The organism is Rhodobacter xanthinilyticus, assembly GCF_001856665.1.
GTDB lineage: Bacteria > Pseudomonadota > Alphaproteobacteria > Rhodobacterales > Rhodobacteraceae > Rhodobacter > Rhodobacter xanthinilyticus.
This window is the reverse complement of sequence record NZ_CP017781.1, coordinates 3,031,743-3,045,827: the sequence shown is the minus strand read 5'-3', so window position 1 is coordinate 3,045,827 and position 14,085 is coordinate 3,031,743. Positions and strand designations below refer to the sequence as shown.

Annotated in this window: 16 protein-coding genes and 1 riboswitch; of the genes, 3 read left to right on the top strand and 13 right to left on the bottom strand. The window is 66.7% G+C overall.

Annotated elements, in window-relative coordinates:
- Positions 1-36: 36 nt before the first annotated feature.
- Positions 37-146: riboswitch (TPP riboswitch) on the bottom strand.
- Positions 147-234: 88 nt separating this feature from the next.
- Both aroC and LPB142_RS14875 read left to right on the top strand, forming a co-directional pair.
- Entirely contained in the window at positions 235-1,335 is a 1,101-nt protein-coding gene (aroC, locus tag LPB142_RS14880) for a chorismate synthase (RefSeq protein ID WP_071166831.1), read from the top strand.
- Positions 1,336-1,449: 114 nt separating this feature from the next.
- Positions 1,450-2,070, top strand: coding sequence for a TetR/AcrR family transcriptional regulator (locus LPB142_RS14875; protein ID WP_068765458.1), 621 nt, complete (start codon positions 1,450-1,452; stop codon positions 2,068-2,070).
- Here the strand turns inward: LPB142_RS14875 and LPB142_RS14870 are convergent, their stop codons facing one another.
- The 6 genes from LPB142_RS14870 to LPB142_RS14845 form a co-directional block, all read right to left on the bottom strand.
- Positions 2,071-2,823 (bottom strand): NYN domain-containing protein, encoded by a 753-nt coding sequence (locus LPB142_RS14870; RefSeq protein WP_068765457.1) that lies wholly within the window; start codon positions 2,821-2,823, stop codon positions 2,071-2,073.
- A gap of 102 nt (positions 2,824-2,925) precedes the next feature.
- Entirely contained in the window at positions 2,926-3,711 is a 786-nt protein-coding gene (locus tag LPB142_RS14865) for a cytochrome c1 (protein WP_068765456.1), read from the bottom strand.
- Between the two features lie 15 nt (positions 3,712-3,726).
- Complete coding sequence (gene petB / locus LPB142_RS14860; RefSeq protein ID WP_068765455.1) at positions 3,727-5,040, bottom strand: cytochrome b; 1,314 nt, start codon at positions 5,038-5,040, stop codon at positions 3,727-3,729.
- Between the two features lie 14 nt (positions 5,041-5,054).
- Positions 5,055-5,612 (bottom strand): ubiquinol-cytochrome c reductase iron-sulfur subunit, encoded by a 558-nt coding sequence (gene petA / locus LPB142_RS14855; RefSeq protein ID WP_068765454.1) that lies wholly within the window; start codon positions 5,610-5,612, stop codon positions 5,055-5,057.
- A gap of 189 nt (positions 5,613-5,801) precedes the next feature.
- Positions 5,802-6,536 carry a response regulator gene (locus tag LPB142_RS14850; protein ID WP_068765453.1) on the bottom strand — a complete coding sequence of 245 codons (735 nt, stop codon included), beginning with the start codon at positions 6,534-6,536 and terminating at the stop codon, positions 5,802-5,804.
- Entirely contained in the window at positions 6,536-7,036 is a 501-nt protein-coding gene (locus tag LPB142_RS14845) for a MarR family winged helix-turn-helix transcriptional regulator (RefSeq protein ID WP_068765452.1), read from the bottom strand. The genes LPB142_RS14850 and LPB142_RS14845 overlap by 1 nt, the downstream gene beginning before the upstream one ends.
- 153 nt (positions 7,037-7,189) lie before the next feature.
- Between LPB142_RS14845 and LPB142_RS14840 the strand changes: the two genes are divergently transcribed.
- Complete coding sequence (locus LPB142_RS14840; protein ID WP_071166830.1) at positions 7,190-8,059, top strand: branched-chain amino acid aminotransferase; 870 nt, start codon at positions 7,190-7,192, stop codon at positions 8,057-8,059.
- Between the two features lie 90 nt (positions 8,060-8,149).
- Here the strand turns inward: LPB142_RS14840 and LPB142_RS14835 are convergent, their stop codons facing one another.
- From LPB142_RS14835 to LPB142_RS14805, 7 genes are all read right to left on the bottom strand, one after another.
- Complete coding sequence (locus tag LPB142_RS14835; RefSeq protein ID WP_068765450.1) at positions 8,150-8,341, bottom strand: hypothetical protein; 192 nt, start codon at positions 8,339-8,341, stop codon at positions 8,150-8,152.
- Between the two features lie 89 nt (positions 8,342-8,430).
- The gene (locus tag LPB142_RS14830; RefSeq protein WP_071166829.1) at positions 8,431-9,372 is read right to left on the bottom strand and encodes a DMT family transporter; all 942 of its coding nucleotides are present in this window, start codon (positions 9,370-9,372) and stop codon (positions 8,431-8,433) included.
- A 25-nt stretch (positions 9,373-9,397) separates the two neighbouring features.
- Positions 9,398-10,453, bottom strand: coding sequence for a tRNA epoxyqueuosine(34) reductase QueG (gene queG, locus LPB142_RS14825; protein WP_071166828.1), 1,056 nt, complete (start codon positions 10,451-10,453; stop codon positions 9,398-9,400).
- 49 nt (positions 10,454-10,502) lie between these two features.
- The gene (gene fzlA / locus LPB142_RS14820; RefSeq protein ID WP_071166827.1) at positions 10,503-11,168 is read right to left on the bottom strand and encodes an FtsZ-binding protein FzlA; all 666 of its coding nucleotides are present in this window, start codon (positions 11,166-11,168) and stop codon (positions 10,503-10,505) included.
- 143 nt (positions 11,169-11,311) lie between these two features.
- Positions 11,312-11,911, bottom strand: a complete 600-nt coding sequence (recR, locus tag LPB142_RS14815) for a recombination mediator RecR (protein ID WP_068765446.1) — start codon at positions 11,909-11,911, stop codon at positions 11,312-11,314.
- 2 nt (positions 11,912-11,913) lie between these two features.
- A complete protein-coding gene (locus LPB142_RS14810; RefSeq protein ID WP_068765445.1) occupies positions 11,914-12,258 on the bottom strand; it encodes a YbaB/EbfC family nucleoid-associated protein in 345 nt (114 codons plus the stop codon).
- Positions 12,259-12,268: 10 nt separating this feature from the next.
- Positions 12,269-14,041: a DNA polymerase III subunit gamma/tau gene (locus LPB142_RS14805; protein ID WP_071166826.1), complete on the bottom strand. Its 1,773-nt coding sequence runs from the start codon at positions 14,039-14,041 to the stop codon at positions 12,269-12,271.
- Positions 14,042-14,085 lie beyond the last annotated feature (44 nt).

Here is a 14,085-nt window from a genome sequence, read left to right as displayed (position 1 = left end):
GTCTCTCCAATGGCTTGACGGGGGTCAGGCCGGGAGAGTGCGCCCGGATACCTTCCCTCCGCCGGTTCTAACCGGGTCAGGTTCAACGGGTTTGCTTGCGCATCTCAGCCGGGGGGCGGGCCCCCTCGGCACCCCGAGGTAGCGCGCAAGATAGGCGCGCGCGCCCGCGTTGCAAGGGAAATCGCTTGAGCCGCGCCCGCCCGGCGGCTATTTCGGCAGCAAAGGGAGGCGCCGATGAGCTACAACACCTTCGGACATATGTTCCGCGTGACCACCTGGGGCGAGAGCCACGGGCCGGCCCTTGGCGCTACCGTCGACGGCTGCCCGCCCGGCATCGAGATCTCCGAGGAGTTCATCCAGGTCTTCCTCGACCGCCGCCGCCCGGGCCAGTCGAAGATGACCACCCAGCGCCAGGAACCCGATCAGGTGAAGATCCTCTCGGGCGTCTTCGAGGGGCGCACCACCGGCACGCCGATCCAGCTGATGATCGAGAACACCGACCAGCGCTCGAAGGATTACGGCGAGATCGCGCGGCAGTTTCGCCCGGGCCATGCCGATATCACCTATCACCAGAAATACGGGCTGCGCGATTATCGCGGCGGCGGGCGGTCCTCGGCGCGCGAAACCGCGGCGCGGGTGGCGGCGGGGGGCGTGGCGCAGGCGGTGCTGAAGGCGCTGGTGCCGGGGCTCGTGATCACCGGCTACATGACCCAGATGGGCGCCAAACACATCAACCGCGAGCGCTTCGACCGCGACGAGATCCTGCGCAACCCGTTCTTCATCCCCGATGCCGAGGCGGTGGCGGAATGGAGCGATTACCTCGAGGCGATGCGCAAGGGGCAAAACTCGGTGGGCGCGATGATCGAGCTTGTCGCCGAGGGCTGCCCGCCCGGGCTCGGCGCGCCGATCTATGCCAAGATGGACAGCGACCTCGCCGCGGCGATGATGACGATCAACGCGGTCAAGGGCGTCGAGATCGGCGAGGGGATGGCGGCGGCGATGCTGACCGGCACCGAGAACGCCGATGAGATCGTGATGGGGCCGGAGGGGCCGGAATATCTGACCAACCACGCCGGCGGGATCCTGGGCGGCATCACCACGGGCCAGCCGATCGTGCTGCGTTTCTCGGTCAAGCCGACCTCGTCGATCCTGACGCCGCGGCGCTCGATCAACACCGCGGGCGAGGCGGTCGAGGTGGTGACGAAGGGCCGCCACGACCCCTGCGTGGGGATCCGCGCGGTGCCGGTCGCCGAGGCGATGATGGCCTGCGTGATCCTCGATCACCTGCTCCTCGATCGTGCGCAAACCGGCGGTATGCGCGGCGAGATTGGCTGAGCGCGGCGCCCGTGACGCTGCGGAGCGCGCGCGCGGGCGAGGCTGCGGCCTTGCCGTTTGGCGCGGCGCGGCGCTATTCTCGGCCATCGGGCTTTACCAGGGGGACGGGGGCGCGTGACCGAGGCAACGAAAATCCGCAAGGGCCGCAAATTCGGGCAAGTGCTCGACGGCGCGCGCACGATCTTTTTGCGCGACGGGTTCGAGGGCGCTTCGGTCGATGATATCGCGCGGGAGGCGGGGGTGTCGAAGGCGACGCTCTACAGCTATTTCCCCGACAAGAAGCTTCTCTTCATGGAAGTCGCGAAGGCGGAATGCGCGCGCCAATCCGAGGAAGCGGTGGAGATCACCCGCACCGGCGCGCCCGTGCGCGAGGTGCTGCGCGCGGCGGCCGAGCGGATCGTGGCCTTCATGACCTCGGATTTCGGGCAGGGGATCTTTCGGATCTGTGTCGCCGAGGCCGACCGTTTCCCGCAGCTCGGCCATGAGTTCTACCACTCCGGCCCGATGATGGTGCGCATGCGGCTTGTCGAGTATCTGCGCGAGGCGGTGGCGCGGGGCGAGCTCGCGATCGAGGATTTCGACCTCGCCGCCGATCAGTTCGCGGAGCTGTGCAAGGCCGATATCCACGCCCGGCTGATCTTCGGGGTCGATGCCTGCTGCGCGCCGCGCGATGTACAGCGCACGATCGACGGCGCGGTCGAGATGTTCATGGCGCGCTACGGCGCGAAGGGCTGATCAGGCGAGATCGCGCACGATCAGGTGGTTGCCGGGGCCCTGTTTGACCTCGAACCGGCCGGTCTTGCGCAGAAGGTCGGAGAGTTTCGCGCTGCCATAGGTGCGGGTGTCGAAATCGGGGCTCGCCTGGGTGATGAACTGGCCGATCTGGCCGAGCGAATACCAGTCTTCCTCGAGGCCGATGCGTTTCATCGCCGCGACGATCAGCGGGATCGCCTGCGCGGGGGAGAGTTTGGTCGAGGCGGGCGCGGGGGCCGCGGGCTGCGGGCCGCTCGGCGCGACGGCTTCGGGCTCGGCCTCAGGCGCGGACTCGGCGCCGAGGTTCTCGACATAGATGAAGCGTTTGCAGGCGTTGCGGAAGGCCTCCGGGGTCTTCTTCTCGCCGATGCCGAAGACATCGAGCCCCTGTTCGCGGATCCGCGAGGCGAGGCGGGTGAAATCGCTGTCCGAGGAGACCAGCACGAAGCCGTCGAAGAGCCCGGAATGGAGGAAATCCATCGCCGCGATCACCAGGCCGATATCGGAGGCGTTCTTGCCCTTGGTGTTGGAGAACTGCTGATCGGCGACCATGCCGAGCGCATTGACCTTGCGCGCCCAGCCCGCGAGCCGGGTCGAGGACCAATCGCCATAGATCCGCCGCACCGAGGCTTCGCCAAGCCCCGAGATCTCCTCGAAGATCGCTTCGGCATGTTGGGAGGGGATGTTGTCGGCGTCGATCAGGACGCACAGACGCGGGGCGCGGGTATTGGTCATGGGGGCTCCTTTGCGCCCAAGCTACCCGACCGAGCCCGCGCGCGCCATGACAAAAGAAAACGCGCCCCGGAGGGCGCGTTTCAAAGGCTTTGACCGCGTGGATCAGTGTTTGCCCTTGTGGGGCGCCCAGATCCGCTTGTTGCTCAGATAGAGCAGCGTGGTCAGCAGGCCGAGCAGGAGCACGGCGGTGAAGCCCATGTTCTTGCGCGCCATCATCTTCGGCTCGGCGGTCCACATCAGGAAGGCCGACACGTCCTCGGACATCTGTTCGACGGTCGCCGGGGTGCCATCTTCATATTCCACGAGCTCATCCGAGAGCGGCGGGGGCATGGCGATCCAGCCGGTCGAGAACACATGGTTCTCATAGTAGATCGCGCCCGCTTCCTCTTTCTCTTCGCCGGTGAAGCCGGTGAGCAGAGCGTGGATATATTCGGGGCCGCCGATGCCCTTGACGAGCTGGTTGAGGCCGGTGCCGTAGGGGCCGTGGAAGCCCGCGCGGGCCTTGGCCATCAGCGACAGGTCCGGGCCCATGCCATCCCCCACGCGGATCGGGAACATGTCCGTTTCCTTGCGCGGGCGCTCTTCGCCGGTTTCCTTGTCGATCGCCGGGTCGAGCTCGGCGGCAAAGCCGCGCACCCATTCCGGGTCCATTTCCGGGCCGCCCTTGTCCGACAGCGAGCGGATCGGCACGAATTTCAGGCCGTGGCAGGCCGAGCAGACCTCCCGGTAGACCTGGAAGCCGCGACGCAGCTGCTGCTGATCGTAGCGCCCGAAGGGGCTCTCGAACGAGAAGGCGAAGTCCTCAACCTCGGCGGTGCCCGAGGCGAAGGCCGCACCGGTGCCGATCGCAAGCGCGGAAACGGCAGAGATCAGAAGGTTTTTCATGATATCCGGTCCTATTCCTTACTCGGCCTTGGCGCCGTAGTGGTTATTGAAGTCTTCCTCGATCGTCGCCGGCATCGGCAGCGGCTTCTCGATCAGGCCGAGCACCGGCAGGATCACGAAGAAGTAGCCGAACCAGTAGGTCGCGCCGATCAGCGAGATGTAGGGATAGATCCCGTCGGTCGGCATCGCGCCCACCCACATCAGCACCACGAAGTCGATCGCGAGCAGCCAGAACCACCATTTGAACATCGGACGGAACTGGCCCGAACGGATGCGCGAGGTGTCAAGCCACGGCGCCAGCGCCATCGCGATGATCGCGCCGAACATCGCCAGCACGCCGAAGAACTTCGCGTCGACGATGCCGAAGGTGATCTTGTTGACCAGCATCACGACCCAGACGTCGGCGGTGAAGGCGCGCAGGATCGCGTAGAACGGCAGGAAGTACCATTCGGGCACGATATGCGCCGGCGTCGAGAGCGGGTTCGCCTCGATGTAGTTGTCGGGGTGGCCGAGGTAGTTCGGCATGAAGCCGACGACCGCGAAGAAGATCGTCACCACGAGCGCGAGCGCCACCAGGTCTTTCACCACGAAATAGGGCCAGAAGGGCAGGGTGTCCTTGGCGGCTTCCTCTTTCGAGCCACGGCGCACTTCGACCCCGGTGGGGTTGTTGTTGCCGGTGGTGTGGAAGGCCCAGATGTGCACGGCGACGAGGGCCGCGATCACGAAGGGCAGCAGGTAGTGCAGCGAGAAGAAGCGGTTCAGCGTCGCGTTGTCGACGGCCGGCCCGCCCAGCAGCCAATCCTGGATCGCCGGACCCACGCCGGGAATGGCGCCGAACAGGCCGGTGATCACGGTGGCGCCCCAGAACGACATCTGGCCCCACGGCAGCACGTAGCCCATGAAGGCGGTGCCCATCATCGCGAGATAGATGACCATGCCGACGATCCAGGTGATCTCGCGCGGGGCTTTATACGAGCCGTAGTAGAGGCCGCGGAAGATGTGGATATAGACGGCGAAGAAGAACAGCGAAGCGCCGTTCGCGTGGATGTAGCGGATCGCCCAGCCACCGTTGACGTCGCGCATGATATGCTCGACCGAGGCGAAGGCCAGGTCGACATGCGGGGTGTAGTGCATCACGAGCACGATGCCGGTGACGATTTGCAGCACCAGGCAGAACGCGAGGACGATGCCCCAGATCCACCACCAGTTCAGGTTCTTCGGCGTCGGGATCATGATGGTGTCATACATCAGACCGACGATCGGAAGGCGCTCATTGAGCCATTTTTCGAAGCCCGTCTTGGGCTCGTAATGGTCGTGCGGAATTCCAGCCATTCTTATGCTCTCCCTCAGCCGAGCTTGATCGTGGTTTCGTCGGTGAACGCCGCGATCGGGATATCGAGGTTGCGCGGCGCGGGGCCTTTGCGGATCCGGCCGGCGGCGTCGTAGTGCGAGCCGTGGCAGGGGCAGAACCAGCCGCCGAAATCGCCCGAATCGCCGAGCGGCACGCAGCCGAGGTGGGTGCAAACGCCCATCATCACGAGCCATTCGCCGGCTTCGTCGAGGGTGCGGTTCTCATCCGAGGCGTCGGTGCCCGGCTTGTTGGCGTTTTCCGAGCTCTGGTCGGTCAGCGTGGCGATATCGACGGCGCGGGCCGAATCGATGTCTTCCTGGGTGCGACGACGGATGAACACCGGCTTGCCGCGCCATTTCACGGTCAGCTGGGTGCCGGGCTCGATGCCCGAGATGTCGACGTAGATCGAGGCGAGCGCCTTGACATCCGCCGAGGCGTTCATCTGATTGACCAGCGGCCAGACGGCCGCACCGACAGTCACCGCGCCGGTGGCGCCGGTGGCATAGTAGAGGAAATCCCTCCGAGTGCCTGCGTGATCTTCTGCGTGGGACACGAATTTTCTCCCTTCCCGGGCCTGGGGTGAGGCCGATACGACGTTCCGGGCCGCACTATGTGCCGCCGAACATGGCCGCTCTTTAGCAATCACAACCCTGTCAGTCCAGCGGACAATAGCGCGCATCGTCTTGCAATTGCACGACCGCGACCCCCAAGTAACAGGGTTATCGCTAGCAGGCGCGCCGGCTCAGTCGGGCGCGAGCATGTAGCCCAGCCCGCGCACCGTCTGCAGATAGCGCGGCTCGCGCGGGTCGGGCTCGATCTTGCGGCGCAGCCGGGTGATCTGCACATCGATCGCGCGGTCGCCGCCCACGCTTTCCTCGGGGCTCGCCCCGGCAAGGCCCGCCCGGTCGCGGCCAAGCTCCTCGATGACATCGGCGCGACTCACGACCTCGCCCGCGCGCGCGGCAAAGATCCGCATCAGGGCCGCCTCGGTCGCGGTCAGCCGCACCGGGCTCTCGCCCGACCAGAGCTCGCCCCGGTCCTGATCGTAGCGCAGCGGCCCGAGGGTGAGATATTTCGGCCCGGCCTGCACCTCGCTCGGCACCCGGCGCAAGATCGCGTTGATCCGCAGCAGAAGCTCCTTCGGCTCGAAGGGCTTGGGCAGGTAATCATCCGCCCCCGCCTCGAGCCCCTCGATCCGCTCGCGCGTCTCGCCGCGCGCGGTCAGGAGCAGGATCGGCGTCACCACCCGATGCGCCCGCAGATCGCGCGTCAGCGTCAGCCCGTCCTCGCCCGGCATCATCACATCGAGCACGATCATGTTGAACTCGAGCCCGGCGAGAAGCCGGCGCGCATGGCCCGCATCGCGCGCCGCCGTCACCAGAAAGCCGTTGCGCGTCAAGAACTTGTGGAGAAGCCCGCGGAGCCGCTCATCATCATCGACGATCAGCAGATGCGGCGTTTGCAGCGCGATACCCATCAGGCGCCATCCTTCATCTGCTGATACTGGCGGCGCATGTCGGCATCCATCATCGCCTCGAGAACCTGGCGGAACCCCGCCACCGCCTGCGGCCCGGCGGCGCGATAGGCCGCGCGCATCCGCTCGCGCTGGGCGCCCGAAAGCTCGCGCTCGAGCGCCGATCCGGCCTCGGTCAGATAGAGATGACGCTCGCGCTTGTCGCGCTTGCCTACGCGGTTCTCGACCAGCCCGTCCTCGATCAGCGTGCGCAGGACGCGGTTCAGGCTCTGCTTGGTGACGCCGAGCACCGACAGGAGCGTGGTGACCGTCAGCCCGGGCTGGCGGTTGATGAAATGGATCGCGCGATGATGGGCGCGGCCATAGCCGTGATGGTCGAGGATCCGGTCCGGGTCGGCGGTGAAGCCGCGATAGGCGAAGAACATCGCCTCGATGCCCTTGCGCAGCTGTTCATCGGTCAGAAACAGCAGGGTTTCGCCGCCCTGCGGGGCAATGTCGGCCATCGCTCGTCCTCTCTTTTTGGTGATTTTATGTCAGCCTTGTTGACTTTCCAAGAATCAATATGTTACCGAGGCGCAGAATTTACGCAACTTTATGACCGCGGCGGACATAACTTGCGCAACTTTTGAAAAACCGGGGATCCGAAGGAGGATAAAATGGCCGGGGCTTATGATGATCGTGATGGCTGGATCTGGATGGACGGCAAGCTCGTTCCGTGGCGGGATGCGAATGTCCACATTCTGACCCACGCGCTGCATTACGCCTCGTCCGTCTTCGAGGGCGAGCGGTGCTATAACGGCAAGATTTTCAAAGGGGTGGAACATTCGGAGCGGCTGCGGCGCTCGGCCAATCTGCTCGACATGGAGATCCCCTATTCGGTCGAGGAAATCGAGGCCGCGAAATACGAGATGCTGAAGGCGAACGGCTGGACCGACGCCTATGTGCGCGCCATCGCCTTCCGCGGCGCGGGCGAGGAAATGGGCGTCTCGGCGATCCACAACCCGGTGCGACTCGCGATCGCGGGCTGGGAATGGGGCGCCTATTACGGCGATGCGAAGATGAAGGGCGCCAAGCTCGACATCTCGAAATGGCGCCGCCCGGACCCGAAGACGATCCCCTGCGAGGCGAAGGCCGCCGGGCTCTACATGATCTGCACGATGTCCAAACACGCCGCCCAGGCGAAGGGCTGCTCGGATGCGCTGATGATGGATTACCGCGGCTATGTCGCCGAGGCGACCGGCGCGAACATCTTCTTCGTCAAGGATGGCGAAGTGCATACGCCCAAGCCCGATTGCTTCCTCAACGGCCTCACCCGTCAGACGGTGATCGGCATGCTGAAGGAAAAGGGCATCACCGTGCATGAGCGCCATATCGAGCCGGTCGAGCTTGCCGGGTTCGAGCAATGCTGGCTCACCGGCACGGCGGCCGAGGTCACCCCGGTCGGCCAGATCGGCGATTTCCACTTCGAAGTGGGCGCGCTGACCCGCGATATCGCGGAAAGCTACGAGCGCCTCGTGCGCGCCTGAGCCTCAGGCCCAAGCCGAAACAGAAAGGCGCGCCCTTACGGAGGGCGCGCCTTTTCTTTCAGGCCTTGGGGAAGTGACCGGCGAGCGCCCTCAGGCGTCCTCCTGTTGCTCGCGATCAATCCGGAGGAACTCCTGAACCTTTCGCGCCGAGCGATCGACCGGACGTTCATTCAGTTCGGTAACCGCCGGGTGAACCCCTTCCTTGCGCGCGATATCGAGGAAATGCCGCATGCGGGCCTCGTCGTTGCGGTCGCGGGGTTGGTCGATGACGTGACGGGTCATAAGTGCCTCCTTCAGCTCATCTATGGAACAACCATAGCACGAGTCGCGCGAAATTGCACGCACCATCTTGCCGCAGGGTTGGCGCGGGCTCAGCCCTGCGGGGTCTGCGCCTTGCGCTGACGCTCGCGCGCGAGGCCGAGGCGGTGCTCGCGCCAGATGATCGAGACGCCCGCGAGGATGATCAGCGCAGCCCCCCCGAGCATCACCGCGGTCGGCGCCTCGCCGAAGATGAAATAGCCGATCAAAAGCGCGAAGATCATCGAGGCATAGTCGAAGGGCGCCACGATCGAGGCATCGGCGAAGCGATAGGAGGAGGTCAGGAAGATCTGCGCGATGCCGCCGAGCACGCCCGCGCCGATCAGGAGCGCGGCCTCCTCGGCGCTCGGCACGACCCAGCCGAAGGGCAGCGAGACGAGCGAGAGCACCGTCGAGGTCACCGAGAACCAGAACACGATCGCCGAGGTGCGCTCGGTCGCGACGAGCTTGCGGATGAAGACCTGCGCAAGCGCGGTGCAAAGCGCGCCGGTCAGCACCACCATCGCGCCAAAGGCCTCGCGGTCGGAGCCGTCATGCGCGGTGAAGCGCGGCGAGAGCACGATCAGCACGCCCACGAGCCCCAAAGCCACCGCCGAGAGCCGGAAGGCGCGGACCTCCTCGCCCAGAAACATCGCCGCGAAGATGACGACGAGGAGCGGGCTCGCATAGCCGATCGCGGTGACCTCCGGCAGCGGCAAGAGCCCGAGCGCGGCGAAGTTGAGCCCCATCGCCGCCGTGCCCGCCACGCCTCGCCAGACATGGCCCATCGGCCGCGCGACCCGCAGCCCCGTCGCCAGCTCGCCCCGCCAGGCCAGCCAGACAAGGATCACCGGCACCGCAAAGAAGGAGCGGAAGAACACCGTCTCCCCCGCGGGCACATGCTCGGCCGCCGCCTTGATCATCGCCGACATGACGATGAAGATCAGCACCGAGGCGAGTTTCAACCCGATGCCGAGGGCGGGGCGGTGCTGGAGCGTGGTCGAGGCGGGGGTCATGGCGCCAAGCTAGCGCAGGCGCGGGTCATGGCAAGGGCCGCTCGAGCCGCGCCACCGCCCAGGCCGCGGCCTCGGCGATCGTGGGGTCGGGGTCGTTCAGATGCGGCGCGGCGGCACCCGCGAGCGCCGGGTCACCCGAATTGCCGATCGCATAGAGCACATTGCGCAGCATCCGATCCCGCCCGATCCGCTTGATCGGCGAGCCCGCAAAGCGCGCCCGAAACGCGGCGTCATCAAGCGCGGCAAGCTCGGCCAGCGGCGGCGCCCCCACCCGCGCGGCATAGCCGATCTCGCGCGCTTCTGCCGCAAACTTGTTCCACGGACAGGCCGCCAGACAATCGTCACAACCATAGATCCGGTTGCCCATCCGCGCCCGCAACTCCTCCGCAATCGGCCCCCGGTGCTCGATGGTGAGGTAAGAAATGCAGCGCCGCGCATCCATCCGGTAAGGCCCCAAAAACGCCTCCGTCGGGCAGGCGGCGAGACAGGCCGTGCAACTCCCGCAATGGCCCCCCTCCGGCGCATCGGGCGCCAGATCCAGCGTCGTGAAAATCGCGCCGAGAAAGAACCAGTTGCCCAGATCGCGCGCCAGAAGGTTCGTGTGCTTGCCCTGCCAGCCGAGCCCCGCCGCCTCGGCCAAAGGCTTCTCCATCACCGGCGCGGTATCGACGAAGACCTTGATCTCGCAAGCAATCCCCGCCTTCGCCGCCGCGTCGATGAGCCACCGCCCGGTGCGCTTGAGCCGCCGCTTCACGAGGTCATGATAATCCTTGCCCTGCGCATAGACGCTGACCGCCCCGCGGCCCGGGTCCGCCAAAGCCGCGCGCGGGTCCATATCGGGCGCATAACTCTCCGCCACCATCAGCACCGAACGCGCCTCGGGCCAGAGCGCCGCCGGGTTGCCCCGCCACTCCCGCCGCTCCGCCATCCAGCCCATCTGCCCATGCAGCCCCGCTGCCACAAAGGCCTCGAGCCGCCCCGCCGCCTGCGGGATCGCATCGGGCCGCGTCACGCGCGCCTTCGAAAACCCCTCCTCCAGGGCCTTCGCGATCAGCCGCTCCTTGAACCCGGCCTCTTTCATCTTGCCTCAAATATCCTAGGGGGTCCGGGGGAGGATCCCCCGGCCGCGCTCAGAAATCGAGCTCGGCATATTGCGGCGAGGGCGGCAGCCCCGGCAACTGATCGGCCAGAAGCGAGCGGAACGCCGGGCGCGACTTGATCTTCGCATACCAATCCTTCACCGCCTCCGAGCGGTTCCAGTCGACATCCGAAATATAATCGAGACAGCTCAGATGCGCGGCGGCCGCAAAATCCGCGAGCGTCATCACATCGCCCGCCAGCCAGCGCCGCTGATCGAGCAGCCAGCCCATGTAATCGAGGTGGAACTTGATCGCCGAGAGCCCTTCCTTGACGGTCTTGCTGTCAGGGTAGCCCTTCTTCATGACCTTCTTCCAGACCCGCTCACCCATCACCTTGCGGGTGACTTCCTCGTTGAACTTGTCGTCGAACCAGGCGCAGAGCCTGCGCACCTCATAGCGGCCCTCCGCGTCGCGCGGGATCAGCGTGGGCCCCGGAACGGTCTCGTCGAGATATTCGCAGATCGCCTGGCTTTCGCTCATCACCCGCGCATCGAGCCGCAGAACCGGCACCTTGCCCGCCGGATTGCGGCGCAAAAACTCGGGGCTTTGCTCCCAGTAGCGCTCCTCGACCAGCTCGACCTCGATCTTCTTTTCCGCGAGCGTCAGGCGCACCTTGCGGCAGAAGGGCGAAAGCGCGACGTGATAAAGGCGGTTCATGCGAAAACTCTGGCTGTTCGGGTGTCATCCCCTGATAGCCCCGGGGGGCGGGCGGATCAATGCCCGGTTGCAGCGGCGGCCCCGGCGGCGGAATGCGTATTTTTGCCAAGAAGAAGCGGAGGGGGCGGGGCTTGGGGCCGCGGTCAGAACGCCCGCCGCGCGCGCAGCGCCGCCGAGATCGTGCCATCGTCGAGATAATCGAGCTCGCCCCCGATCGGCACGCCCTGGGCAAGCGAGGTGATGCGCACGCCCCGCCCCTCGAGGGTTTCGGCGATGTAATGCGCGGTGGTCTGGCCCTCGACGGTGGCGTTGAGCGCCAAGATCACCTCGCCCACCCCCTCCGCCTCGATCCGTGCGAGGAGCCGCGGGATGCCGAGCTCCTCGGGGCCGACCGCATCGAGCGCCGAGAGCACGCCCCCGAGCACATGATAGCGGCCCTTGAAGGCGCCGCCGCGCTCCATCGCCCAGAGATCGGCGACATCCTCGACGACGCAAATCTCGCCGGTCGCGCGGCCCGGCGCGGCGCAGATCTCGCAGCAGCCGCCCACCGAAATATTGCCGCAGATCTCGCATTCGCGCGCGTTTTCCGCGACTTGCGCCATCATCTTTGCGAGCGGCGCCATCAGCGCCGCCCGTTTGCGCAACATCTGCAACACCGCACGGCGCGCCGAGCGGGGCCCGAGCCCCGGCAGCCGCGCCATCAGCGCGATCAGCTCCTCGATCTCGCCCTGCGGCCCCGCCATGATCAGCCCGGAAGCTCCATGTCGGCGGGCAGGCCGAGCGCGGTGAGGAGCTTTTTCTGCTCCTCCTGCTCGCGGGCCTTGGCCTTGGCCTGGGTGTCCTTGATCGCGGCGAGGATCAGGTCCTCGACCACCTCTTTTTCCGAGGCGACGAGGATCGAGGGGTCGATCGAGAGCCCGGTCAGCACGCCCTTGGCCGAGGCGGTGGCGCGCACCAGCCCCGCGCCGGCCTCGCCGGTCACCTCGATGCGGGTGAGCTCCTCTTGCAGCGCGGCCATCCGCTCCTGCATCTCCTTCGCCGCCTTCATCATCTTGGCCATATCGCCAAGCTGGCCCAAGCCCTTGAACATGCTCGTCTCCTTAATTGTCCTCGAAAGGATCCCATTCATCCTCGACCTCGGGCAAAGCCTCGGCCTGGTGTTCCTGTGCGAGTTCGGCGGCGGTGGTGATCGCCTCGAACCTGGCCTTCGGGAAGGCCGCGAAAATCGCCTGCACGACCGCGCTTTGCGCGCGCGCCTCGGCCTCGGCGGCGCGGCGCCCGGCGTTGCGGGTCTCGGCGATGGTCTCGCCGCCGCCCTCGCTCACGATCGACACGCCCCAGCGCGCGCCCGTCCAGCCCATCAGCCGCTGCGAGAGCGTCGCGGCGAGGTCGCGCGGCGCGTCCTCGGTCGGCTCGAACTCGATCCGGCCGGGGGCATAGCGCACGAGGCGCAGACAATTCTCGACATCGAGGAGGAGCTTCACATCGCGCATCCGGCGGATGAGCTCACAAACATCCTCAAACCGCGCAAAGCGCGCGAGCGCGGTCTCGGCCTGCACGGCCTGGGCGAGAGCCGCGTTGCCCGCCCGCGCGATCGGCGCGCCAAAACGCGCGCGCATCGTGGTCGCGGCCAGGGGGCCCGCGGCCATCGTCGGCCCGCCCGCCCCGCCGCCGCCCGCCGCCGGGCCGCGCCCGCCGGCCTCGCCCGGGCCGGACTGGATCTTGCGCATCAAGGTTTCCGGGTCGGGCAGGTCGGCGACATGGGTCAGCCGGATGATCGCCATCTCGGCCGCCATCATCGTGTTGGGCGCGGCGCCGACCTCTTCGATCGCCTTGAGCAGCATCTGCCAGAGCCGCGAGAGCACCCGCATCGGGATCGCCGCCGCCATCGCCTGGCCGCGGGTGCGCTCCTCGGGGGGCACGGTCGGGTCCTCGGCGGCCTCGGGCGTGATCTTGATCACCGAGACCCAATGGGTGATCTCGGTCAGATCGCGCAGCACCGCCATCGGGTCGGCGCCGTCGGAATACTGGCTGCCAAGCTCAGTCAGCGCGCCGGCGGCATCGCCCTTCAGGATCATGTCGAAGAGATCGAGCACCCGGGCGCGATCGGCGAGCCCCAGCATCGCCCGCACCTGCTCGGCCGTCGTCTCCCCCGCGCCATGCGCGATCGCCTGGTCGAGCAAGCTCATCGCGTCGCGCACCGAGCCCTCCGCCGCGCGGGTGATCAGCGCCAGCGCATCGGGCGCGAGATGCGCGCTCTCGAGGCCTGCGATGCGCGCCAGATGCGCCATCATCACCTCGGGCTCGATCCGCTTGAGGTCAAACCGCTGGCAGCGTGACAGAACCGTGACCGGCACCTTGCGGATCTCGGTCGTGGCGAAGATGAATTTCACATGCGCGGGCGGCTCTTCGAGGGTCTTCAGGAGCGCGTTGAAGGCGCTCGTCGAGAGCATGTGCACTTCGTCGATGATATAGACCTTGTAGCGGGCCGAGGCCGCCCGGTAATGCACGCTCTCGATGATCTCGCGGATATCGCCGACCCCGGTGCGCGAGGCCGCGTCCATCTCCATCACATCGACATGGCGGCCCTCGGCGATCGCGCGGCAATGCTCGCAGACGAGGCAGGGCTCGGTCGTCGGGCCGCCCTGGCCATCGGCGCCGACACAGTTGAGGCCCTTGGCGATGATCCGCGCGGTGGTGGTTTTGCCGGTGCCGCGGATGCCGGTCATGATGAAGGCCTGGGCGATGCGCGAGGCGGCGAAGGCGTTCTTCAGCGTGCGCACCATCGCTTCCTGGCCGATCAGGTCGGCGAAGGTCGCGGGGCGGTATTTGCGGGCCAGAACCTGATAGCCGGTCGCGGGCGTGTCGGACATGCGCGTCTCCTGTCGTCGGGCGCAGTCTAGCCACGCCGGGCCCT